This is a genomic window from Streptomyces violaceoruber (genome assembly GCF_033406955.1).
Classification (GTDB): Bacteria; Actinomycetota; Actinomycetes; order Streptomycetales; family Streptomycetaceae; genus Streptomyces; species Streptomyces violaceoruber.
The window spans coordinates 6,066,575-6,086,366 of sequence record NZ_CP137734.1 but is presented as its reverse complement, the minus strand read 5'-3'; the positions used below and the strand labels follow the sequence as shown (position 1 = coordinate 6,086,366).

At 71.3% G+C, this 19,792-nt stretch carries 19 protein-coding genes; 10 read left to right on the top strand and 9 right to left on the bottom strand.

Going from position 1 to position 19,792, the window contains the following annotated elements; genetic code table 11:
• Positions 1 to 43 precede the first annotated feature (43 nt).
• On the bottom strand, positions 44 to 1,315 hold the full coding sequence (locus R2E43_RS27150) for an extracellular solute-binding protein (protein ID WP_332056658.1): 1,272 nt from the start codon (positions 1,313 to 1,315) through the stop codon (positions 44 to 46).
• Between the two features lie 391 nt (positions 1,316 to 1,706).
• On the opposite strand from R2E43_RS27150, the gene R2E43_RS27145 reads away from it, so the two are divergent.
• Both R2E43_RS27145 and R2E43_RS27140 read left to right on the top strand, forming a co-directional pair.
• A complete protein-coding gene (locus R2E43_RS27145) occupies positions 1,707 to 2,741 on the top strand; it encodes a LacI family DNA-binding transcriptional regulator (RefSeq protein WP_003976582.1) in 1,035 nt (344 codons plus the stop codon).
• Positions 2,742 to 2,834: 93 nt separating this feature from the next.
• Complete coding sequence (locus tag R2E43_RS27140) at positions 2,835 to 3,698, top strand: phosphatase PAP2 family protein (protein ID WP_408649120.1); 864 nt, start codon at positions 2,835 to 2,837, stop codon at positions 3,696 to 3,698.
• 156 nt (positions 3,699 to 3,854) lie between these two features.
• On the opposite strand, the gene R2E43_RS27135 is transcribed toward R2E43_RS27140, so the two are convergent.
• Positions 3,855 to 6,854: a bifunctional [glutamine synthetase] adenylyltransferase/[glutamine synthetase]-adenylyl-L-tyrosine phosphorylase gene (locus R2E43_RS27135; protein WP_003976579.1), complete on the bottom strand. Its 3,000-nt coding sequence runs from the start codon at positions 6,852 to 6,854 to the stop codon at positions 3,855 to 3,857.
• Positions 6,855 to 7,027: 173 nt separating this feature from the next.
• Here R2E43_RS27135 and R2E43_RS27130 point away from each other — a divergent pair, with 173 nt between their 5' ends.
• The 3 genes from R2E43_RS27130 to R2E43_RS27120 all read left to right on the top strand — a co-directional run bounded on the left by R2E43_RS27130 (position 7,028) and on the right by R2E43_RS27120 (position 8,051).
• The gene (locus R2E43_RS27130; RefSeq protein WP_030870867.1) at positions 7,028 to 7,291 is read left to right on the top strand and encodes a type II toxin-antitoxin system Phd/YefM family antitoxin; all 264 of its coding nucleotides are present in this window, start codon (positions 7,028 to 7,030) and stop codon (positions 7,289 to 7,291) included.
• On the top strand, positions 7,288 to 7,542 hold the full coding sequence (locus R2E43_RS27125; RefSeq protein WP_003976577.1) for a Txe/YoeB family addiction module toxin: 255 nt from the start codon (positions 7,288 to 7,290) through the stop codon (positions 7,540 to 7,542). Before R2E43_RS27130 ends, R2E43_RS27125 begins: the two co-directional genes overlap by 4 nt.
• A gap of 62 nt (positions 7,543 to 7,604) precedes the next feature.
• Positions 7,605 to 8,051, top strand: coding sequence for a VOC family protein (locus R2E43_RS27120; RefSeq protein WP_030870862.1), 447 nt, complete (start codon positions 7,605 to 7,607; stop codon positions 8,049 to 8,051).
• Between the two features lie 22 nt (positions 8,052 to 8,073).
• Here R2E43_RS27120 and R2E43_RS27115 read toward each other — a convergent pair whose 3' ends face one another.
• From R2E43_RS27115 to R2E43_RS27105, 3 genes are all read right to left on the bottom strand, one after another.
• Positions 8,074 to 9,843: an NAD+ synthase gene (locus tag R2E43_RS27115; RefSeq protein ID WP_162495144.1), complete on the bottom strand. Its 1,770-nt coding sequence runs from the start codon at positions 9,841 to 9,843 to the stop codon at positions 8,074 to 8,076.
• 82 nt (positions 9,844 to 9,925) lie between these two features.
• Positions 9,926 to 10,552, bottom strand: a complete 627-nt coding sequence (locus tag R2E43_RS27110; RefSeq protein ID WP_011028217.1) for a DUF305 domain-containing protein — start codon at positions 10,550 to 10,552, stop codon at positions 9,926 to 9,928.
• A complete protein-coding gene (locus R2E43_RS27105) occupies positions 10,549 to 11,217 on the bottom strand; it encodes a DUF3105 domain-containing protein (RefSeq protein ID WP_003976573.1) in 669 nt (222 codons plus the stop codon). Before R2E43_RS27105 ends, R2E43_RS27110 begins: the two co-directional genes overlap by 4 nt.
• Before the next feature lie 291 nt (positions 11,218 to 11,508).
• Between R2E43_RS27105 and glnA the strand changes: the two genes are divergently transcribed.
• The gene (gene glnA, locus R2E43_RS27100) at positions 11,509 to 12,870 is read left to right on the top strand and encodes a type I glutamate--ammonia ligase (protein WP_003976572.1); all 1,362 of its coding nucleotides are present in this window, start codon (positions 11,509 to 11,511) and stop codon (positions 12,868 to 12,870) included.
• A gap of 33 nt (positions 12,871 to 12,903) precedes the next feature.
• Here glnA and R2E43_RS27095 read toward each other — a convergent pair whose 3' ends face one another.
• Positions 12,904 to 13,350, bottom strand: a complete 447-nt coding sequence (locus tag R2E43_RS27095; protein ID WP_189283795.1) for a DUF1772 domain-containing protein — start codon at positions 13,348 to 13,350, stop codon at positions 12,904 to 12,906.
• Between the two features lie 90 nt (positions 13,351 to 13,440).
• On the opposite strand from R2E43_RS27095, the gene R2E43_RS27090 reads away from it, so the two are divergent.
• Complete coding sequence (locus tag R2E43_RS27090; protein ID WP_003976570.1) at positions 13,441 to 14,019, top strand: TetR/AcrR family transcriptional regulator; 579 nt, start codon at positions 13,441 to 13,443, stop codon at positions 14,017 to 14,019.
• A 24-nt stretch (positions 14,020 to 14,043) separates the two neighbouring features.
• Here the strand turns inward: R2E43_RS27090 and R2E43_RS27085 are convergent, their stop codons facing one another.
• Genes R2E43_RS27085 through R2E43_RS27075 form a run of 3 tightly spaced genes read right to left on the bottom strand, consistent with a single transcriptional unit; the run spans position 14,044 to position 17,170 of the window.
• Positions 14,044 to 16,116, bottom strand: coding sequence for a WD40 repeat domain-containing serine/threonine protein kinase (locus tag R2E43_RS27085; RefSeq protein ID WP_332056656.1), 2,073 nt, complete (start codon positions 16,114 to 16,116; stop codon positions 14,044 to 14,046).
• Positions 16,113 to 16,322 (bottom strand): DUF397 domain-containing protein, encoded by a 210-nt coding sequence (locus tag R2E43_RS27080; protein WP_003976568.1) that lies wholly within the window; start codon positions 16,320 to 16,322, stop codon positions 16,113 to 16,115. The genes R2E43_RS27085 and R2E43_RS27080 overlap by 4 nt, the downstream gene beginning before the upstream one ends.
• The gene (locus R2E43_RS27075) at positions 16,319 to 17,170 is read right to left on the bottom strand and encodes a helix-turn-helix domain-containing protein (RefSeq protein WP_016326067.1); all 852 of its coding nucleotides are present in this window, start codon (positions 17,168 to 17,170) and stop codon (positions 16,319 to 16,321) included. The genes R2E43_RS27080 and R2E43_RS27075 overlap by 4 nt, the downstream gene beginning before the upstream one ends.
• A 511-nt stretch (positions 17,171 to 17,681) precedes the next feature.
• Here R2E43_RS27075 and R2E43_RS27070 point away from each other — a divergent pair.
• From R2E43_RS27070 to R2E43_RS27060, 3 genes are all read left to right on the top strand, one after another.
• The gene (locus R2E43_RS27070) at positions 17,682 to 18,179 is read left to right on the top strand and encodes an FBP domain-containing protein (protein ID WP_003976564.1); all 498 of its coding nucleotides are present in this window, start codon (positions 17,682 to 17,684) and stop codon (positions 18,177 to 18,179) included.
• 398 nt (positions 18,180 to 18,577) lie between these two features.
• Positions 18,578 to 18,808, top strand: a complete 231-nt coding sequence (locus R2E43_RS27065; RefSeq protein WP_003976563.1) for a hypothetical protein — start codon at positions 18,578 to 18,580, stop codon at positions 18,806 to 18,808.
• A gap of 156 nt (positions 18,809 to 18,964) precedes the next feature.
• Entirely contained in the window at positions 18,965 to 19,792 is an 828-nt protein-coding gene (locus R2E43_RS27060) for an MBL fold metallo-hydrolase (protein WP_332056655.1), read from the top strand.

Below are 19,792 nucleotides of genomic sequence, written 5' to 3'. Positions count from 1 at the left end.
GCCGGGCCCCTCCCCCGGTGCGGGGGCCCGGCGGTCGGTGCTGCTACTTGCTGAAGTCCGGCACCAGCTTGGCGATCGCGGTCTCGGCGTCGCCCAGACCCTCGTCCAGGGACTTCTTGCCGCCGGCGATCTGGGGCAGCTCGTCGTCCAGCGGCGTCCACAGGGAGCTGTACTCGGGCAGCGCCGGGCGCGGCTGGGCGGCGGGCAGGACCGTCTGGAAGCCGGCGATGCCCGGGTCGGCCTTGACCTTCGCGGTGTAGGCGTCGTCGCGGGTCGGCAGCGTGGAGTTCTTCAGGGCGACGGTCTCCTGGGACTTCGCCGAGGTCATGAAGTTCACGAACTTCAGCGCCGCCTCCTGGTGCGCCGTGTCCGAACCGGCGTAGACCGAGAGGTTGTGGCCGCCGGTCGGGGCGCCCGCCTTGCCGGTGGAACCGGCCGGGACGGTGGCGATGCCGAGGTTGTTCTTGTCCTTGAACGCCGTGCCCTTGTAGAAGTTGGTGATCTCCCACGGGCCCTGGATGATCGAGGCGACCTTGCCGCTGACGAACGCCTCCTGGATGTGGGCGTAGGCGTCGGCGGTGGTGTCGGCCTTGTGCAGGCCCTTGCCGTCGAAGAGGCTCAGCCAGGTGCCGTAGCCCTTCTTGGCCGCGGCGGCGTTGACGGTGACCTTCTTGGCGTCGGCGTCGACCGTGTCGGTGCCCTCGCCGTACAGGAACGGCTGCGCGTAGTAGCCGGCCGTGGAGGCCCAGTAGCCGTCTACGCCGGTCTTGTCCTTGACGGTGGCGGCGGCCTTCTTCAGGTCGTCCCAGGTCTTGGGGGCCTCGACGCCGGCCTTCTCGAACAGTTCCTTGTTGTAGACGAAGGCGAGGGTGTCGGTGACCAGCGGCACGCCGTAGGTCTTGCCCTCGTACTTGGCCTGCTCGATCAGGTTGGGCTGGAACTTGTCCTGCTCGGCGAGGGCCTCGGTGCCGTCCAGCGGCAGGAAGAAGCCCTTCTTGGCGAAGGCGGGCGTCCAGCCGACCTCGGAGCGCAGCACGTCCGGGGCGCCCTTGGAGCCTGCGGCGGTGTCGAACTTGTTCTGCGCCTGGTCGAAGGGCACGTTGACGAAGTTGACCTTGACGCCCTTGTTGGCGGCCTCGAACTCCTTGACCAGGGCCTTGTAGGTCGGCGCCTCGTTGGTCGCGTTGGAGGTGTCCCAGTAAGTGATGGTGACCGGTCCGCCCGACTCGCTGTCGCTGTCGCCGTCTCCGCCGCACGCCGTCGCCGCCAGGGCGAGGGACGCCACCAGCGCGGTGGCCGCTATGCCACGCCGCATGAGTTCTCCTTGAGGGTGAAAGCCCGTGTGGTGCAGGGTGCGGGCCCGTCCGCCGCTCCTGCCGACCGCCGACCGCTTCGTTGCTGCCGTCGGGCGACGTGAACGTAACAGCGTTGAAAGCCTGGCGAAAGGTCTTGCTGCAAAAATGTGCAAGAGATCTCCGAAGTTATCCGGGCGTGACCTCTCGGCGACCGTCGTGAGACGCTTGTTTACGGGGCCCGAGCGGTATCGGGCGGGTTGTGCAAGACTCTGCAAGCTCTTGCCGCCACTTTCTCGAGGGAGCGCGATGACGCAGCAGCCCGCGCCGGGCCGTCCGACGGGCCGTCCAACAGGCCGCCCACGGCGCCCGATCGGTGTGCAAGGGAGCGGCCGACAGGTACAGTCCACCCCTGTGACCACACGGCTTGCCGACATCGCCGCCCAGGCGGGGGTGAGCGAAGCGACCGTCAGCCGCGTCCTCAACGGGAAGCCGGGCGTCGCCGCCACCACCCGCCAGTCCGTGCTCGCCGCCCTCGACGTGCTGGGCTACGAGCGCCCGGTGCGGCTGCGGCAGCGCAGCGAGGGCCTGGTGGGCCTGATCACCCCGGAGCTGGAGAACCCGATATTCCCGGCGCTGGCCCAGGTCATCGGGCAGGCGCTGACCCGCCAGGGCTACACGCCCGTCCTCGCCACCCAGACGCCGGGCGGGTCCACGGAGGACGAGCTGACCGAGATGCTGGTCGACCGCGGGGTGGCCGGCATCATCTACGTCTCCGGGCTGCACGCCGACACCACCGCCGACATGCAGCGCTACGAGCGGCTGCGCGCGCAGGGCGTGCCCTTCGTCCTCGTCGACGGCTTCTCGTCGCAGGTGCAGGCGCCGTTCATCTCCCCCGACGACCGGGCCGCGATGAGCCTCGCGGTCACCCACCTCGTCTCGCTCGGCCACACCAGGATCGGACTGGCCCTCGGGCCGAAGCGGTTCGTGCCGGTGCAGCGCAAGATCGAGGGCTTCGTACGCACCGTCCAGGACCAGTTGGGGCTGAGCGCCGAGACGGTGGAGAAGGAGCTGGTCCAGCACTCGCTGTACACCCTGGAGGGCGGCCAGGCGGCGGCCTCCGCGCTCATCGGGCGGGACTGCACGGCGGTGGTCTGCGCCAGCGACATGATGGCGCTGGGCGCGATACGCGCGGCCCGGCAGCTGGGCCTGGACGTGCCCAAGGACGTCTCGGTCGTCGGCTTCGACGACTCGCCGCTGATCGCCTTCACCGACCCGCCGCTCACCACGGTCCGCAAGCCGGTCCCGGCGATGGGGCAGGCGGCGGTGCGCACGCTCCTGGAGGAGATCGGCGGGACGCCCGCGCCGCACAGCGAGTTCGTGTTCATGCCGGAGTTGGTGGTGCGCGGTTCGACGGCGTCGGCGCCGGGCGAGCGCGGCCGCCCCTGATTCCCGTCGGGGGCCGACTCCGGGGCGGATGCGGGTCGGTTCCACCTGAGGGATGATCGGTGGAAGAAGGCTTTTCTGGCAGACTTCATGCCTATGGGTGACGCGACCGTGAGGACTCGGGAACGCCTGGAGGACGGCGTTCCGCACCCCGTCGCAGGGACGACGGGGAGGAGCCTCCTGTCCCGGCTGCGCACCCCGCGCCGGCCGCGCCTGTGGTTCGAGATCCTGCTGATCGCGCTCAGCTACTGGACGTACTCCATCGTCCGCAACGCGGTGCCGGAACAGCGGACCGCGGCCCTGCGCAACGCCGACTGGATCTGGCGCGTCGAGCAGCAATTGGGCATCGCCGTCGAGGAGTCCGTCAACCATGCGGTCAACTCGGTGACTTGGCTGGTCGTGGGCATGAACTACTACTACGCCACCCTGCACTTCGTGGTGACTCTGGGTGTCCTGGTGTGGCTCTTCCGCAGCCATCCCGGCCGCTACGCGGCGACCCGGCTGGTGCTCTTCGCGACCACGGGTGTCGCCCTCGTCGGCTACTACCTGTATCCGCTCGCCCCGCCCCGGCTGATGGACGGCGGACACTTCATCGACACGGTGATGGTCCACCAGACGTGGGGGTCGATGGCGTCGGGCGACCTGAAGAACATGTCCAACCAGTACGCCGCGATGCCGTCGATGCACATCGGGTGGTCGGTGTGGTGCGGGCTGACGATCTTCGCGCTGGCGTCGGTGCCGTGGGTGCGGGTGCTGGGGCTGGTGTATCCGGCGCTCACGCTGGTGGTGATCGTGGCGACGGCGAACCACTTCTGGCTGGACGCGGTGGGGGGTGTGCTGTGTCTGGCGTTCGGGTTCGGGGTCGCTGCCGCCTGGTACGGGAGGCTGCCTTACGCGTTGCCTCGTCTGGTGCCGGACGCTGCGCGACGGCGGAGGGTGTGGTTGCCGGGGCGCGCGTAGCCGCGGGCAGTCGTGCCTCCCCCAGTGCCTGAACGGCCTGGGAGGTACCCCCAGGCGGCACGGGTGGGCGCGGCGGCACCCGGCAGGCGCCGGGCACGCGACCCCCAGCCCCAGCAGCGGTGACGCCGGGCGGCGGAGGCACTCCGGCGGCAGCCGTTACGCGTAGAACAGCTCCTCCACCACCGTGCGGGCCCTTCTGGCCGTGCGGCGGTATTCGTCGAGCATGTCGCCCGCGTGGCCCGAGCCGTGGCCGAGGTAGCGGCCCACGGCCGCCAGCTCGCGCGGGTCGGTGGGGAAGGTGTCCCCCGCCCGCCCCCGCACCAGCATCACCGCGTTGCGGACCCGGGTCGCCAGCACCCACGCCTCGTCGAGCGTGGCGGTGTGCTCCTCCGAGATCAGCCCGGCGTCGCGGGCGGCGGCCAGCGCCGTGCGCGTCCGGGTGGTGCGCAGCCCGGCGATCTCGTGGCCGTGGCGCAGCTGGAGCAGCTGCACGGTCCACTCCACGTCGGAGAGACCGCCCGGCCCCAGTTTGGCGTGCAGCTTGGGGTCGGCGCCGCGCGGCAGCCGCTCGGACTCCATGCGGGCCTTGAGCCGCCGGATCTCCCGTACGGCGTCCTCCCCGAGCCCGCCCTCCGGGTAGCGCAGGGGGTCGATCAGCTCGATGAAGCGCCGCCCCAGCTCCTCGTCCCCGGCGACGAACTCGGCCCGCAGCAGGGCGTGCGACTCCCACCCCAGCGACCAGCGCCGGTAGTAGGCCTCGTACGACTTCAGGGTCCGCACCAGCGGCCCGGACCTGCCCTCGGGCCGCAGGTCGGCGTCGATCAGCAGCGGCGGGTCGGCGCTCGGCACCTGGAGCAGGCGGCGCATCTCGGAGACGACCTTGTTGGCGGCGTCGCCCGCCTCCCGCTCGGCCACGCCGTCGCGGGGTTCGTGCACGAACAGCACGTCCGCGTCCGAGCCGTAGCCCAGCTCGTGTCCGCCGAAGCGGCCCATGCCGATGATGGCGAACCGGGTGGGCAGGACGTCGCCCCACTTCTCCCGCACGACCGCCCGCAGCGTGCCCGCGAGCGTCGCCGACGTCAGGTCGGACACGGCGCCGCCGACCAGGTCCACCAGGGCGCCCTGGTCGGCCTCGACGGGCTGGGCCTCGGTGCCGTAGGAGCCGACGATGTCCGCGGCGGCCGTGCGGAACAGCTCCCGGCGCCGTACCCCGCGCACCGCGGTGACGGCCTGGACGGCGTCGTCGGCGCGGCGGACCGCGGCGAGGGTCTCCTGCTCCAGCTGGGCCCGGTCGCGCGGCCGCAGTCCCCCGGCGACACCGTCGCCGAGCAGCGCGACGGCCTCCGGGGCCCGCATCAGCAGGTCGGGGGCGAGCCGCCCGGCGGAGAGCACCCGGGCGAGGTTCTCGGCGGCGGCGCCCTCGTCGCGCAGCAGCCTGAGGTACCACGGGGTGGTGCCGAGCGCGTCGGAGACCTTGCGGAAGTTGAGCAGCCCGGTGTCCGGGTCGGCCGAGTCGGCGAACCAGCCGAGCAGCACGGGCAGCAGGGTGCGCTGGATGGCGGCCTTGCGGGTGACGCCGGACGCCAGCGCCTCCAGGTGCCGCAGGGCGGCGGCCGGGTCGGCGTAGCCGAGGGCGACCAGGCGTTCCCGAGCCGCCTCGGGGCTGAGCCGGGCCTCGCCGGGGGCGAGCTGGGCGACGGCGTCGAGCAGCGGCCGGTAGAACAGCTTCTCGTGCAGCCGGCGTACGACGGAGGCGTGCCGCTTCCAGGCGCGCAGCAGCCCGGTCACCGGGTCGGTGCGCAGGCCGAGCGAGCGGCCGAGGCGGCGCAGGTCGGCCTCGTCCTCGGGCACCAGGTGGGTGCGGCGCAGCCGGTGCAGCTGGATGCGGTGCTCCATGGAGCGCAGGAAGCGGTACGCCTCGTCGAGCTGGGCGGCGTCGGTCCGGCCGACGTAGCCGCCCGCGGCGAGGGCCTCCAGGGCGTCCAGCGTCGTGCCGCTGTGCAGGGAGGTGTCGGCCCGTCCGTGCACCAGCTGGAGGAGCTGCACGGCGAACTCGACGTCCCGGAGGCCGCCGGGCCCGAGCTTGAGCTGCCGGTCGACCTCGGTGAGGGGGATGTTCTCCACCACCCGGCGGCGCATCTTCTGCACGTCCGGGACGAAGTTCTCGCGGTCGGCGGCCTGCCACACCAGGGGCTGGAGGGCGGCGACGTACTCGGCGCCGAGACCGGGGTCGCCGGCCACCGGGCGGGCCTTGAGCAGCGCCTGGAACTCCCAGGTCTTGGCCCAGCGCTGGTAGTAGGCGACGTGGCTGCTGAGGGTGCGCACCAGGGGGCCGTTGCGGCCCTCGGGGCGGAGGTTGGCGTCGACGGGCCAGATGGAGCCCTCGACGGTGGTCTCGGAGCAGATCCGCATCATGTGCGCGGCCAGCGAGGTCGCGGCCCGCATCGCCTTGGCCTCGTCGGCGTCGGGGCCCGTGTCCGCCGCCTCCCCCACGAAGATGACGTCCACGTCGGAGACGTAGTTCAGCTCGTGTCCGCCGCACTTGCCCATCGCGATCACCGCGAGCCGGCACCGCGCGGCGTCCTCGGGTGCGGCGGCCTCGGCGAGGGCCAGGGCGGCGCGCAGCGTGGCGATGGCGAGGTCGGCCAGCTCGGCGGCGGTCTCGGCGACGTCGATGGTGCCGCACACGTCGCGGGCGGCGATGGACAGCAGGCAGCGCCGGTAGGCGACCCGCAGGGTGACCGGGTCGGTGGCCTCGGCGAGCCCCCGCTCGAACTCCTCGACGCCGCGGTGCAGGTCGCGCGGCTCGTACGTCACGAGGGTCTGCCAGTCCCCGGCGTGCCGGGCGAGGTGGTCGGCGAGCGCCTCGGAGGCGCCGAGCACGCCGAGGAGACGGTCGCGCAGCGGCTTGGCCGCTATCAGGGTGTCCAGCAGCTCCTGGCGGGCGGTGGCGTCGGGCTGCGCCTCCAGGAGCCGTACCAGTCCGTGCAGGGCGAGGTCCGGGTCGGCGGTGGCGCCCAGCGCCTCCAGCAGGACGGGATCGGCGCGCAGCTCGGCCAGCCCGGCCCCGTCAAGCAGCCGTTCGGCGGCCGACGGATCGGTGAAACCGTGCCGCAGCAGTCGCGTGAAGGTACTGCTCCTGCGCCCCGGCGTCATCTCGGCCTCCTGTCGGGCTGCGGGGCACGTGGGCCCGGTCGGATCAAGGTCGTACGGGCTGAGCGTAGCCGGGGAACGGCGTGCGGGCGCCGGGACGTACCGCTCCCGCTTTCCGGTGGACCGTCCCAGACTCGTACGATATCTTGTACCAGCCGAGGAAGGGAGGCACTGGTATGTCCATCACCGCCAGCGAAGCCCGTCAGAATCTGTTCCCGCTGATAGAGCAGGTCAACGAGGACCACGCCCCGGTGCACATCACCTCCCGCAAGGGGAACGCCGTGCTCATGTCCGAGGAGGACTTCACGGCGTGGACGGAGACGGTGCATCTCCTGCGCTCGCCGAGGAACGCCCGCCGTCTGCTCGACTCCATCGCGGAGGCCGAGGCGGGCGACGCAGTTCAGCACGACCTGATCGACCCGGACGCGGAGCGGGCGTGAGGATCACTTTCACGTCCCACGGCTGGGAGGACTACGTCCACTGGGCCGAGAGCGACCGGAAGGTGACCAAGCGGATCAACAGACTGATCGCCGACATCGCCCGTGACCCGTTCAAGGGCGTCGGCAAGCCGGAGCCGCTCAAGGGCGACCTGTCCGGCTACTGGTCACGGCGCATCGACGACACGCACCGTCTTGTGTACAAGCCCACCGATGACCAGCTGGTCATCGTCCAGGCGCGCTACCACTACTGACACCCGCCGGTACGGACACGACACCCGCGACCGGCGAATGCCGAAGCCGAAGGAGTCACGCCATGGACTTCACGCTCGAAGTCATCCCGCTCCCCGTCACCGACATCGACCGCGCCCGGGACTTCTACCGCGACAAGGTCGGCTTCCACGTCGACATCGACCAGGAGGTGATGCCGGGCATGCGGATCGTCCAGCTGACGCCTCCGGGCTCCGGCTGTTCGGTCGCCCTCGGCGACGCCATCTGGGACATGGCGCAGGGGCAGACCCGGCCGGAACCGGGCTCCTACCAGGGCCTCCAGCTCTGCGTCGCCGACATCAAGGCGGCCCACGCGGAGCTGACCGCCCGTGGTCTGGAGGTCTCGGAGCCGGTGCAGTACGCCCCGGACGACGGCGCCACCTTCATGTACTTCAAGGACCCGGACGGCAACGGATGGGCGATCCAGGAGTACCGGCGCCGGGTGGCGGAGCCGCTGCACAAGGTGCTGGCCGACCTCCGGCACAAGGCCTAGCCGGTCTGCGGGCCCCGCCGCCTCAGCGGCTCTCCCGCCAGCGGTTGGTGACCGGCAGGCGGCGGTCCTTGCCGAAGCCCTTGGGCGAGATCTTGGTGCCCGGCGGGTACTGCCGCCGCTTGTACTCGGCGGTGTCCACCATGCGCAGCGTCCGCGTCACCAGCTCCCGGTCGTACCCGGCGGCCACGATCTCGTCCGCGCCCCGGTCCCGGTCGACGTACAGGGCGAGGATCGCGTCCAGCACCGGGTAGTCCGGCAGCGAGTCCGTGTCGACCTGGCCCGGGCGCAGCTCCGCGCTCGGCGGCTTGGTGATCGAGTTCTCCGGGACCGGCGGGGTCTGCCCCCTGGCGGCCGCCGCGCGGTTGCGCCACTCGGCGAGCCGGAAGACCGACGTCTTGTACACGTCCTTGATGGGCCCGTAGCCGCCCACCGAGTCGCCGTACAGCGTGGAGTAGCCGACCGCCAGCTCCGACTTGTTGCCGGGGGCCAGCACGAGGTGGCCCTCCTGGTTGGAGAGCGCCATCAGCAGCGTGCCGCGCAGCCGGGACTGGAGGTTCTCCTCCGCCAGGCCGGTCAGCTCCAGCGCACCCGTGTACGCGTCGAACATCGGCTCGATGGACACGGTGCGGTAGTGCAGGCCGGTGCGGCGGGCCAGCTCGGCCGCGTCGTCCCTGGAGTGCCCCGAGGAGTACTTGGAGGGCATGGAGACGCCGTACACGTGCTCCGCGCCGAGCGCGTCGCAGGCGATCGACGCGACCAGCGCGGAGTCGATGCCGCCGGACAGTCCGATCAGCACCGAGCGGAAGCCGTTCTTCGCGACGTACGCGCGCAGGCCGGTGACGAGTGCCGAGTAGACCTCCTCGTCGTCGTCCAGCGGCTCGGCGTGCCCGCCCGACAGCCAGGGCTCACCGGCGGGCAGCGGCTGCTCCCGCCCGGCCTCACCGGGGAGCACCACCCGGTCGATGCGCAGTCCGTCGTCCACGACGCCCGTGGGCGGGTCCGCGTCCGCGGCGGGCAGGTCGAGGTCCAGCACCATGCAGCCCTCGGTGAACTGCGGCGCCCGGGCCAGGACGGTCCCGTCCCGGTCGACGACGATCGAGTCGCCGTCGAAGACCAGCTCGTCCTGCCCGCCGGTCATGGCCAGGTAGGCGGTGGTGCACCCGGCCTCCTGCGCTCGCCTGCGCACCAGCTCCAGCCGGGTGTCGTCCTTGTCGCGCTCGTACGGGGAGGCGTTGACGGAGAGCAGCAGTCCGGCCCGCGCCGAGCGGGCGGCGGGCACCCGGCCGCCGTCCTGCCACAGGTCCTCGCAGATGGCCAGCGCCACGTCCACGCCGCGCACCCGCACCACGGGCAGGGTGTCGCCGGGCACGAAGTAGCGGAACTCGTCGAAGACGCCGTAGTTCGGCAGGTGGTGCTTGGCGAAGCTCAGCGCCACCTCGCCGCCGTACAGCACGGCCGCCGCGTTCTGCGGGGCGCCGGCGGGCTGGCCGTACCTGGGCTGCGCGGTCGCCGAGCGGTCGAGGTGGCCGACGATGACGGGGACGGTGCCGAGGCCCTCGTCCGCCAGCCGCGCCGCGAGCGAGCGCAGGGCGGCGCGGGAGGCCTCGACGAAGGAGGACCTGAGGGCCAGGTCCTCCACCGGGTACCCGGTCAGCGTCATCTCCGGGAACGCCACCAGGTGCGCTCCCCGTTCGGCCGAGTGCCGGGTCCAGTGCAGGACCGACTCGGCGTTGCCGTCGATGTCGCCGACGGTGGAGTCGATCTGGTTGAGGGCGAGTCGTAGTCGGGGCACGGCCCCACTGTAATCGTCAGAACGACGCAATGGGGCGACGGGCGTGTTACCGCCTGATGTCCGAGACCTCACGCACGCCGTCTCAGCTCCGCGGTTTCGCGCCCCGCTCGGCCAGCAGGTCGGCCATCAGCCGGATCTCCGACTCCTGGGACTCCACCATCCCGCGGGCCAGCCGCTTCTCCACGCCGACGGTGCACCTCTCGACGCACCCCTTCGCCATGTGGACGCCGCCCCTGTGGTGTTCGGTCATCAGCTGGAGGTAGTAGACCTCGGCCTGCTTCCCGTCCAGCGTCCCGAGCTTCTTCATCTCGGCGTCGGTGGCCATTCCCGGCATCAGCGACCCCTCCCCGGCGGAGGGCGCGTCGCCCATGCCCATCCAGGTCATCGGCGGGTCGGACGACACCTTGGGCAGCGCCCACAGGTCGAGCCAGCCGATCATCATGCCGCGCTGGTTGGCCTGGGTCTGCGCGATGTCGTACGCGAGCCGCCGCACCTCCTCGTCGTCGGTGCGGTCGCGCACGATGTACGACATCTCCACGGCCTGCTGGTGGTGGACCGACATGTCCCGGGCGAACCCGGCGTCCGCGGAGTCGGCGGCCGGGATCCTGCTCCCGCCGTCGTCCCCGGCGACCGCGTAGGTGATCCCGCCGGCCGCGAGGAGCACGGCGGCCGCGGCCCCCGCGATCCAGCCGGCCCGTTTCGCGGTCACTGGGACAGCCCGTTGGTGCACGCGGCCCCCGGCTCGGGGGTCTGCTGTCCCTGCACGAACTTCTCGAAGAACTTGTCCACGTTCGGGTCGTCGGCGCCGGTCACCGTGCGCTGGTGCCCCCACGCGGACAGCACGATCGGGTCCTTCTGCTTGTCGTCGGGGCTCATCAGCGAGTACGGCGTCTTCTTGACCTTGGCGGCCAGCTTCTCGACGTCGGCCTCGGGCGCCTTGTCGGTGTACGTCACCCAGACGGCGCCGTGCTCCAGGGAGTGCACGGCGTTCTCGTTGTTCAGCGGCTTGGTGTAGACGTCGCCGTTGCAGTTCATCCAGACCTGGTTGTGGTCGCCGCCGACGGGGGGTTCGACGGGGTAGGTCACCTTCTTGGTGACGTGGTTGCGCCCCAGGTCGCCCTTCCAGGTCCGTACGCCGTCCGCACCGGTCTCGAACTTGCCGGAGGTCTTGCCGTCGGACGCCGTGTCGCCGGAGGAGTCGTCGGACTGCGACCGGACGAGGAAGACGCCGCCGACGACGAGACCGGCGACGACCACGGTGCTGAGCGTGACCGTGAGGATCCGGTTCCGGCGGTTGCGGGCCTCCTCGGCACGCCGCATCTCGGCTATGCGGGCCTGTCGCGCCGTGTTGCTGCTCTTCTTGGCGGAACCCATGGGGTGTTGCCCTTCTGGGAAGGAATCTGGGGAACGGACGACCGTGAGGTCCGCTGATCGTAATGGCGCGGGGCCCGTCCTTCGTAGGGCGGGCACAGGATCCGTCCCGGCCCGATCCCCGGAATGGCCCGATCGAACAGGTGGCCTCTACGCTGCGGTCACGGGGTGGGCCGGCCGACGGAGGTCCGCAACGCACACGTAACGGCGCTGTGGTGTGATGCTCAAGTGCCCGACCGCCTCCCGCCGTACCGGAGACAGGCGGCCTGACCAGCAAGGATGGGGAAGCGGAAGATGGACAAGCAGCAGGAGTTCGTGATCCGGACGCTGGAGGAGCGCGACATCCGGTTCGTACGCCTGTGGTTCACGGACGTGCTGGGCTTCCTCAAGTCCGTCGCCGTGGCCCCGGCCGAGCTGGAGCAGGCCTTCGACGAGGGCATCGGCTTCGACGGCTCCGCGATCGAGGGCTTCGCCCGGGTCTACGAGTCCGACATGATCGCCAAGCCGGACCCGTCGACGTTCCAGGTCCTGCCGTGGCGCGCGGAGGCCCCCGGCACGGCCCGTATGTTCTGCGACATCCTCATGCCGGACGGCTCGCCGTCCTTCGCGGACCCGCGCTACGTGCTCAAGCGGGCCCTGGCCCGCACCTCCGACCTGGGCTTCACCTTCTACACCCACCCGGAGATCGAGTTCTTCCTGCTGAAGGACAAGCCCGTCGACGGCTCGGTCCCGACCCCCGCCGACAACTCCGGCTACTTCGACCACACCCCGCAGAACATCGGCATGGACTTCCGCCGCCAGGCGATCACCATGCTGGAGTCGATGGGCATCTCGGTGGAGTTCTCCCACCACGAGGGTGCCCCCGGCCAGCAGGAGATCGACCTGCGCTACGCGGACGCGCTCTCCACGGCCGACAACGTCATGACCTTCCGCCTGGTCATGAAGCAGGTGGCCCTCGAACAGGGCCTCCAGGCCACCTTCATGCCGAAGCCGTTCTCGGAGTATCCCGGCTCGGGCATGCACACCCACCTCTCCCTCTTCGAGGGCGACCGCAACGCGTTCTACGAGTCCGGCGCGGAGTACCAGCTCTCCAAGGTGGGCCGCTCCTTCATCGCGGGCCTGCTGCGGCACGCCGCCGAGATCTCCGCGGTCACCAACCAGTGGGTGAACTCCTACAAGCGCATCTGGGGCGGCACCGAGCGCACCGCCGGCGCGGGCGGCGAGGCCCCCTCCTACATCTGCTGGGGCCACAACAACCGCTCGGCCCTGGTCCGGGTCCCGATGTACAAGCCCGGCAAGACCGGCTCGGCCCGCGTCGAGGTCCGCTCCATCGACTCCGGCGCCAACCCGTACCTCACCTACGCCGTCCTCCTCGCCGCCGGCCTCAAGGGCATCGAGGAGGGCTACGAGCTGCCGCCGGGCGCCGAGGACGACGTCTGGGCCCTCTCCGACGCGGAGCGCCGCGCCCTGGGCATCGAGCCCCTCCCCCAGAACCTGGGCGAGGCCCTCGCCCTGATGGAACGCAGCGACCTGGTCGCCGAGACCCTGGGCGAACACGTCTTCGACTTCTTCCTCCGCAACAAGCGGCAGGAGTGGGAGGAGTACCGCTCCCAGGTCACGGCGTTCGAGCTGCGGAAGTCGCTGCCGGTGCTGTAGGGCGGCTGTGCCGGCCCGGCGGACCCCGAGGGCTCAGGTGAGGGCGGTGGCCAGCAGGGCGAAGGCCGCGCCGATGACGGCAAGGCGGACGTAGTGCCAGCGCAACCAGCGCTGCGTCTGCTCCTTCCAGTCCTCGGGCCGGTTCTCGGGGGTCCATGTCTTGTTCCGGTTGTTGATCGGGACGAGCAGCAGAATCGACATGACCACGCTGAGGATCAGCAGTGCGCCGGCGATGACGACGAGGCCGGTGCCGTGGTGGTGCCGTCCGAGCGCCGCCCATATGGCGACGAGCACGAGCGAGCCGATGTACCAGACCGGCATCACGGCGCCGAGCATCCGGCCCCCGTGCGCGTGGCCGAGTTGACGGCTGTCCTCCGGGAGGGCGTTGAGGATCGGGTTCATGACGAAGGCGACGGCGAACTCCACCCCCACCATCACGCCGACGACGACCGTGGTGACGACCTCGAGTGCGTTGAGCATGACGACCCCTTCGGAATCTAGTGTTGCTAGCCGATGAGGCAACGCTAGTACTGCCAACGCTTCGTTGTCTAGCAATGCTAGGATCGAATCATGTCGGTACAGGAACGCAAGCAGCGGGAACGGGCGGAGCGCGAGCGCCTCATCGTGGCGACGGCCCGTGAACTCGCCGAGCAGCAGGGCTGGGACGCGGTCACCACCCGTCGGCTCGCCGAGCGCATCGAGTACAGCCAGCCCGTCCTCTACAGCCACTTCCGCGGCAAACGCGAGATCATCGGCGCCGTCGCCCTCCAGGGCGCCACCGAGATGGCCGTGGCGATGCGGGCCGCGACCGCCGCCGCCGACGGCCCGCGCGCCCGGGTGCACGCCCTCGCCCGCGCCTACCTCGCCTTCGCCGAACGCAACCCGGCGGTCTACGACGCCATCTTCCAGCTCGACGGCGGCCTGGCGTACGCGCGGGAGGACACCCCCGAACCCCTCAAGGACGCCTTCGCCGCGCTGCTGGAGAGCCTCGGCGAGGTCGCCGGGGACGGCGTCGAACCGGGGCTGTTCACCGAGGTGTTCTGGGCGTCCCTGCACGGGGTGACGACCCTGACCCGGTCGGGCCGGCTGCCGCCGGAGGAAACCGAGCGGAGGGTGCAGCTGCTGGTGGACCGGCTCCCGGTGGTCTGATCCGGGGGCAGGGGGCGGGCACGCTCAGTGAGCGGTCTTCGTCGGGACCTTCCACAGCCGGACACCGCTGTCCTTGGCGGCGTCGGCCTCGGTGGTGCCCGGGGCGGCGGTCTCCTCGGGGGCGCCGCCGCCGGTGGTGGTGCCCGCGAGGAACCGGCCGTCCGGGCTGAAGGCCAGCTCGTTGATGTCGGCGCCGAACCCGGTCTCGTCGTCGGCCAGGATGGCTCTGGGCTTGCGGTCGGCCAGGTTCCACAGGAGTACCCGGCCTTCGGCGGTGACGGCGAGCGTGCTGCCGTCGGGGCTGAACGCCAGGTCGCGGGCCTCAGTGACGAACTTGTGGGTGAGGGTGGCCTTCGGGCGGCCGGTGGCCGCGTCCCACAGCCGTACGCCGCCGCCCTGGCCGCCGGTGGCGAGGGTCTTGCCGTCGGGGCTGAAGGCGACGGCGTAGACGACGTCCTCCAGGGCGAGGTTGTGGCGCGGGTCGCCCTGGCCGTAGGGGCGCGGGTCGAGCCGGGTCAGGTCCCACAGCTTGGCCGGCTCGTTCTCCACCTGGTAGCGCTGGTCGGAGAAGTCGCCGACGGAGGCGAGCGTCCTGCCGTCCGGGCTGAACGCCAGGTCCGTCGCGTGCAGGTTCTGCGACAGGTGGGCCCGCGGGTCCTCACCGCGGCGGCCGAGATCCCACAGGTTGGCACCCGCGCTGTCGCCCAGGGCGATCCACTTGCCGTCGGGGCTGAGGGCGAGGGAGTATGCCGATTCCTCGATACGGCGGACCTCCCGGCGCCGGGCCACGTCCCAGACGCCGACCAGGTGGGTGCCGGTCCTCGTGACCAGGGTCTTCCCGTCGGCGCTGAACGTCACGCCGACCACGCGGCTCGGACCGTACCAGCCCTTCTCCACGAGCGTGGCACGCACCTTGCGCGTGGCGGCGTCCCACAGCCGCACCTTCCCGTCCTGGCCGCCGGTCGCGAGCGTCTCACCGTCCGGGCTGAACGCGACGCCGCTGGTCCCCCTGGCGAAGATGGCGGTCGCCGCGACCACGGGGTAGGGCTGCTTGCTCTTCGGGGGCTTCCCGGACGAGGGCAGCAGCGTCACGACCAGGACGACGACCAGCGCGATGGCAGCGACGACGCCGAGCAGGGCGGCGTACGGCGGTGTGGACGGGGTCTCGGGCTCGGCGTCCGGGGCGGGGGTGCGCGCCGGGGCGGTGGCGGTGGGCGCGTCCGGGCCGGTCGCCGGGGGCGTGGAGACGACGGTGGGGGTGCGGCCGTCGTCGAAGTCCCCGTTCGCGGCCCGGCCGCAGAGCCGGACGATCTCGGCGGGCGTCGGCCGCCGGGCCGGGTCCTTCTCCAGGCAGAGCGCCACGACACCGCGCACGGACTCGGGGCAGCCGTCGAGGTCGGGGGCTGCTTCCAGGATCCGGTACGCCACGCCGTGGTCACTGCCGCCGCCGAACGCGAGCCGTCCGGTGGCGGCGAAGTGGGCGACGAGGCCGAGCGCGAAGACGTCACCGGCCTCGGTGACCTCCTGCCCCCGGATGTACTCGGGTGCCATGTAGGCGGGCGTCCCGGCGCGCATGCCCGTGGCGGTCAGGGCCGTGACGTCCGCGGCGCGGGCGATGCCGAAGTCGATGACCTTGGGTCCGTCGGCGGTGAGGACGATGTTGGAGGGCTTCAGGTCGCGGTGGATCACCCCGGCGGCGTGGATCGTCTCCAGCGCCTCGGCGACCCCGGCCGTCAGCGCGAGCACCTCGGCGGCGGGCAGCGGCCCCCGTTCGCCGACGGCCTGCTGGAGGGAGGGCCCGGGGGCGTAGGCCGTGGCCAGCCAGGGCTCGTCGGCGTCCAGGTCCGCCGCGACGACGGGCACGGTGTAGAGACCCTGCACGCGCCGGGCCGCCGCGACCTCCAGCGCGAACCGCCTGCGGAACTCCGGGTCGGCGGCGTACGCCCGGTGGACGACCTTGACGGCCACGGCGCTCCCGGCGGGCGTGCGTCCGAGGTAGACGCGGCCCATCCCGCCCTCGCCCAGCAGCCCCTCCAGCCGGTAGGGACCGATCTCGGCCGGTATGCCACTGGCGGGGCGGGACATGCGGTCCGTCATTCCGCGAGCGTCCCGGCGACGAACATCGTCCAGGTCACCGAGTCGACGGCGAGGCGGGGGCCGTCCGGACGCTTGGAGTCGCGGATGTGGACGGCGGCCGGCGTTGCCGCTACCTCGACGCAGTCGCTGGGCTCGCTGGTGTCGCTGTAGCTGCTCTTGAACCATGCCAGGTCGGCGGGGTGTACGGGTGTGTCCTTACCGGTCATGTCTCCCCCAGCAGTTGTTGGATGAAGGCCACCGACTCCCTGACGGGCAGCGCCTCGGCCCGGATACTGCCATACCGCAGTTCGAGGATGCGCAGCTGCCGGGGGTCCGTGACCGGCCGAGCGCCGAACAGGTCGTCGGCCCGGCCGACCGCGGTGCCGTCGTCGAACTTGAGCACCTGCATCCGCCCGCCTCCCGGATGGTCGCCGCGAGACGTCGGCATCACCTGGATCTCCACATGCCGCAACTGCTCCACTTCCAGCAGGTGTTCGAGCTGGCGCCGCAGAACCATCATGCCTCCCACCGGGCGCCTGAGGGTCGCCTCCTCCTGGACAAAACTGAGTTCCGGAGCCGGGTCCCGTTCGAGCATCGCCTTGCGGCCCATCCGCGCGGCGACGGCGCTCTCCACCTCGTCATCGGTGAGGGCCGGTCGCCGCCTGCCCAGTAGTGCCCGTGCGTACTCCTCGGTCTGGAGAAGCCCGTGCAGGCTGTAGCTGCCGTACGAAAGCGACTCGACCGCTCGCGACTCCAGCTTCGCCAGGTCCCGCACCTGCTTGGGGTACCGGACCTTCTTCACGTCCTCCCAGGCCGCGGCGATGAGACCGTCCGCCCGCAGCACCTGGTCGGCCTTCTCCAGGTACTCCCGCCGGGGGATCCGCTTCCCGCCCTCCACCTTGTAGACGAGATCCTCCCCGTAGCCGACCGCCACCCCGAAGTCGCCCGCCCGCAGGCCCACCGCCTCGCGGCGCAGTTTCAGCTGCCTCCCCACGGTGGTGAGGACGGCCACGCCCCACTCGTCGTCCGGGTCGACCTCCCAACCCGGCTCGTCCGCCTCGCCGTTCACCGACATCCGCACCCCTCCGTCGTACGCGTCGTACCGGGACGGGCGTCACGCTAGAGGCGGAGGACCTGCTCAGTGCCGGGATACGGCCACTGTGTCACTCGGACGTGCGGCGCGGTCCCCGTTGCGCCGGACAGCGTCAGCGGCTCCCCCGTGCGCGGGCGCTCGGAAATTCGGTCGCGCGGCGGCGTCGCGGGGATTAGCCTGTCCGGGATTTCGCGTGGCAGGTTCTCTGCCGCCCCGCTCGGCGCGCTCGGCGTCGACACGCACCGCGTGCCCTGCCCGGAAGGAGGCGAGAGACATGGACCGTGCCGAATGCGTTGCGGCCATAGTTGCCTCCGGCCGTGTGCCCTCCCTCCTCTGCGGCGCGCGGTAACCCTTCCCCCTTCTTGTTTCCCGTCGTCGGCATCTCCCCGAGATGTCGCCTCACGAGACGTCCTGACCTGCGCGGTTCGCCGCCGCGCGGGCCGCGGGGGGTGTGTCGCGCCAGCATCCACTGCGCCACCCCGAAGGACCCTTCATGAAACCCCTGACCGAGCACGACATCCGCACCTCGTTCGTCAACTGCTCCAAGGGCGCGGCCAAACGCCTCCCCCTGCCCAAGAACCTGGCGGACCTCGACCACTGGGACGACCTGGACTTCCTGGGCTGGTCCGATCTGTCCGCGCCCGATCGCAGCTATCTCGTCTTCGAGCGCGCCACCGGACTCGTCGGCCTGTCCCTGCGCTCCCCCTCCGGCAACCGCGGCTTCCTGCGTCGCAGCATGTGCTCGCTGTGCCTGACCACGCATCCCGGCAACGGCGTCTCCCTCACGACCGCGGCCAAGGCGGGCCGGGCCGGCCGTGAGGGCAACTCGGTGGGCCTCTACATCTGTGCCGACCTGGACTGCTCGTTGTACGTGCGGGGCCGCAAGAAGGCGGCACCGGGCGGGCGTATCGAGGAGTCGCTCACCGTCGAGCAGCAGATCGAGCGGCTGCGCGGCAACCTCGACGCGTTCGTGGAGCGGATCCTCCGCTGAGGCCGACGGGGGTGCTGATGTGTCACACCCCCTGAGGCGGGGCCCGGCCTCGGATCGGTCCCGGAAAAGCCGTGAATCTCCACAGCGTTCATCACTCGGTCGCAGGGTCGGGGCGCGGTCCCCGGCCGCTGGGCGGACCGCGCGCGCCGGGGGCACGGGAGAGCCCTGTGCCCCCGGGGATGGCGTGAAGATCCAGACGCTTTCCCTGACCGCATTCACACACTGGTGAAGTCGGCGGCGCCGGGCGGCGGCGGGCAACGGCTCGCCGATGGTGGGCGGTTCGGCCCCGTGCTTTGATCGGTGCGCGGCACGCCGGTGGCCCGTACCGGAACCCCCACTCCGGACATCGGGCGTGCGTACCGCACCGCTCCCCTTCCCCACGAAAGGAAAGACCTGCCATGAACACTGTCCCCCAGGTCGAAACGGCCGAGATCTCCGACGCGGCCCTGGACCGGGTGTCCGGCGGCATCGGCCTCACCGCGAGCGCGGCCCTCGTCGCGGGCGACGGCGCGTTCGGCGCCGGTCTCCACGCGGAGTCCGGCCCGTTCGCCCTCACCGGCGGCCTCGGCGTCTCGGCCCCCTTCGGCGGCGCTTCGGCCCAGGGTCAGGCCCACACGACGAGCGTCTGAGCCGACCGCAACCCCGCACCACACCCGGGCCCCGGACCAGCGCGTCCGGGGCCCGGTTCGCGCGCCGGGCAACCGGGTTGTCCAAAGGGCTGCGTTGCCCGAGTGTCCGGAACTACCGTCTCGGCAAGAGTGTGCGGGCCGATGTGAGGAGACCTCATGCTGACGCCGGTCGCGGACGGTGTGCTGGTACACCAGAGCGAGTTGCTGCGGAACAACACCGTTGTCGTGCGGGGTGAGGCGGGTGTGCTGGTCGTCGATCCCGGGTTGACGACCGGCGAGATGGGCTGTCTGGCGGAGGACCTTCGCCAGTTGGGTCAGCCCGTCGTGGCAGGTTTTGCGACGCATCCGGATTGGGATCACGCGTTGTGGCACGCCGAACTCGGGCAGGTGCCGCGTTACGGCACGGCCCGCTGTTCGGCGTACCTGCGAGAGCTCCGCTCGGAAGAGGGGTGGCAGGCTCGCGTCGCAGAAGGGCTGCCGCCGGAAATCGCCGACGAGACACCGTTGGAACTGTTCGGTCTCATCGTGGGGTTGCCCGCCGGAGCAGAGCTGATTCCGTGGAACGGGCCTGAGGTACGGGTGATCGAACATCCGGCTCATGCTCCGGGCCATGCGGCGCTGCTGGTCGAGGACCGCGGGGTGCTCGTCGCCGGCGACATGCTGTCCGATCTCTTCATTCCGATGCTCGACGACACGGAGCATCCGGTCGAGGACTATCTCACCGGGCTACGGCTCCTGGAGAAGGTGGCGGACGACGTCGAAGTGCTCGTGCCGGGGCACGGATCCGTCGCCACGGCCGATCAGGTCCGGGTGCGGATCGGCCGGGACCGGGAGTATCTGCACGCGCTGAGGGACGGCCGCGCTCCGGACGACCCGAGGCTCGGGTCTTCGGTCGAGCCCGACTGGGAGTGGGTGAACGACATCCACGAAGGCCAGGCCGCGAGGATGGCGCGACGAAACGAACAGAACGGCGTGGAAGGCTAG

Bases quoted from the DNA above. Each gene is read 5' to 3' on its own strand.
- R2E43_RS27150 (WP_332056658.1), bottom strand. From the start codon at position 1,315: ATGCGGCGTGGCATAGCGGCCACCGCGCTGGTGGCGTCCCTCGCCCTG.
- R2E43_RS27140 (WP_408649120.1), top strand. From the start codon at position 2,835: ATGGGTGACGCGACCGTGAGGACTCGGGAACGCCTGGAGGACGGCGTT.
- R2E43_RS27135 (WP_003976579.1), bottom strand. From the start codon at position 6,854: ATGACGCCGGGGCGCAGGAGCAGTACCTTCACGCGACTGCTGCGGCAC.
- R2E43_RS27130 (WP_030870867.1), top strand. From the start codon at position 7,028: ATGTCCATCACCGCCAGCGAAGCCCGTCAGAATCTGTTCCCGCTGATA.
- R2E43_RS27120 (WP_030870862.1), top strand. From the start codon at position 7,605: ATGGACTTCACGCTCGAAGTCATCCCGCTCCCCGTCACCGACATCGAC.
- R2E43_RS27105 (WP_003976573.1), bottom strand. From the start codon at position 11,217: ATGGGTTCCGCCAAGAAGAGCAGCAACACGGCGCGACAGGCCCGCATA.
- glnA (WP_003976572.1), top strand. From the start codon at position 11,509: ATGGACAAGCAGCAGGAGTTCGTGATCCGGACGCTGGAGGAGCGCGAC.
- R2E43_RS27095 (WP_189283795.1), bottom strand. From the start codon at position 13,350: ATGCTCAACGCACTCGAGGTCGTCACCACGGTCGTCGTCGGCGTGATG.
- R2E43_RS27090 (WP_003976570.1), top strand. From the start codon at position 13,441: ATGTCGGTACAGGAACGCAAGCAGCGGGAACGGGCGGAGCGCGAGCGC.
- R2E43_RS27085 (WP_332056656.1), bottom strand. From the start codon at position 16,116: ATGACGGACCGCATGTCCCGCCCCGCCAGTGGCATACCGGCCGAGATC.
- R2E43_RS27080 (WP_003976568.1), bottom strand. From the start codon at position 16,322: ATGACCGGTAAGGACACACCCGTACACCCCGCCGACCTGGCATGGTTC.
- R2E43_RS27075 (WP_016326067.1), bottom strand. From the start codon at position 17,170: ATGTCGGTGAACGGCGAGGCGGACGAGCCGGGTTGGGAGGTCGACCCG.
- R2E43_RS27070 (WP_003976564.1), top strand. From the start codon at position 17,682: ATGAAACCCCTGACCGAGCACGACATCCGCACCTCGTTCGTCAACTGC.
- R2E43_RS27065 (WP_003976563.1), top strand. From the start codon at position 18,578: ATGAACACTGTCCCCCAGGTCGAAACGGCCGAGATCTCCGACGCGGCC.
- R2E43_RS27060 (WP_332056655.1), top strand. From the start codon at position 18,965: ATGCTGACGCCGGTCGCGGACGGTGTGCTGGTACACCAGAGCGAGTTG.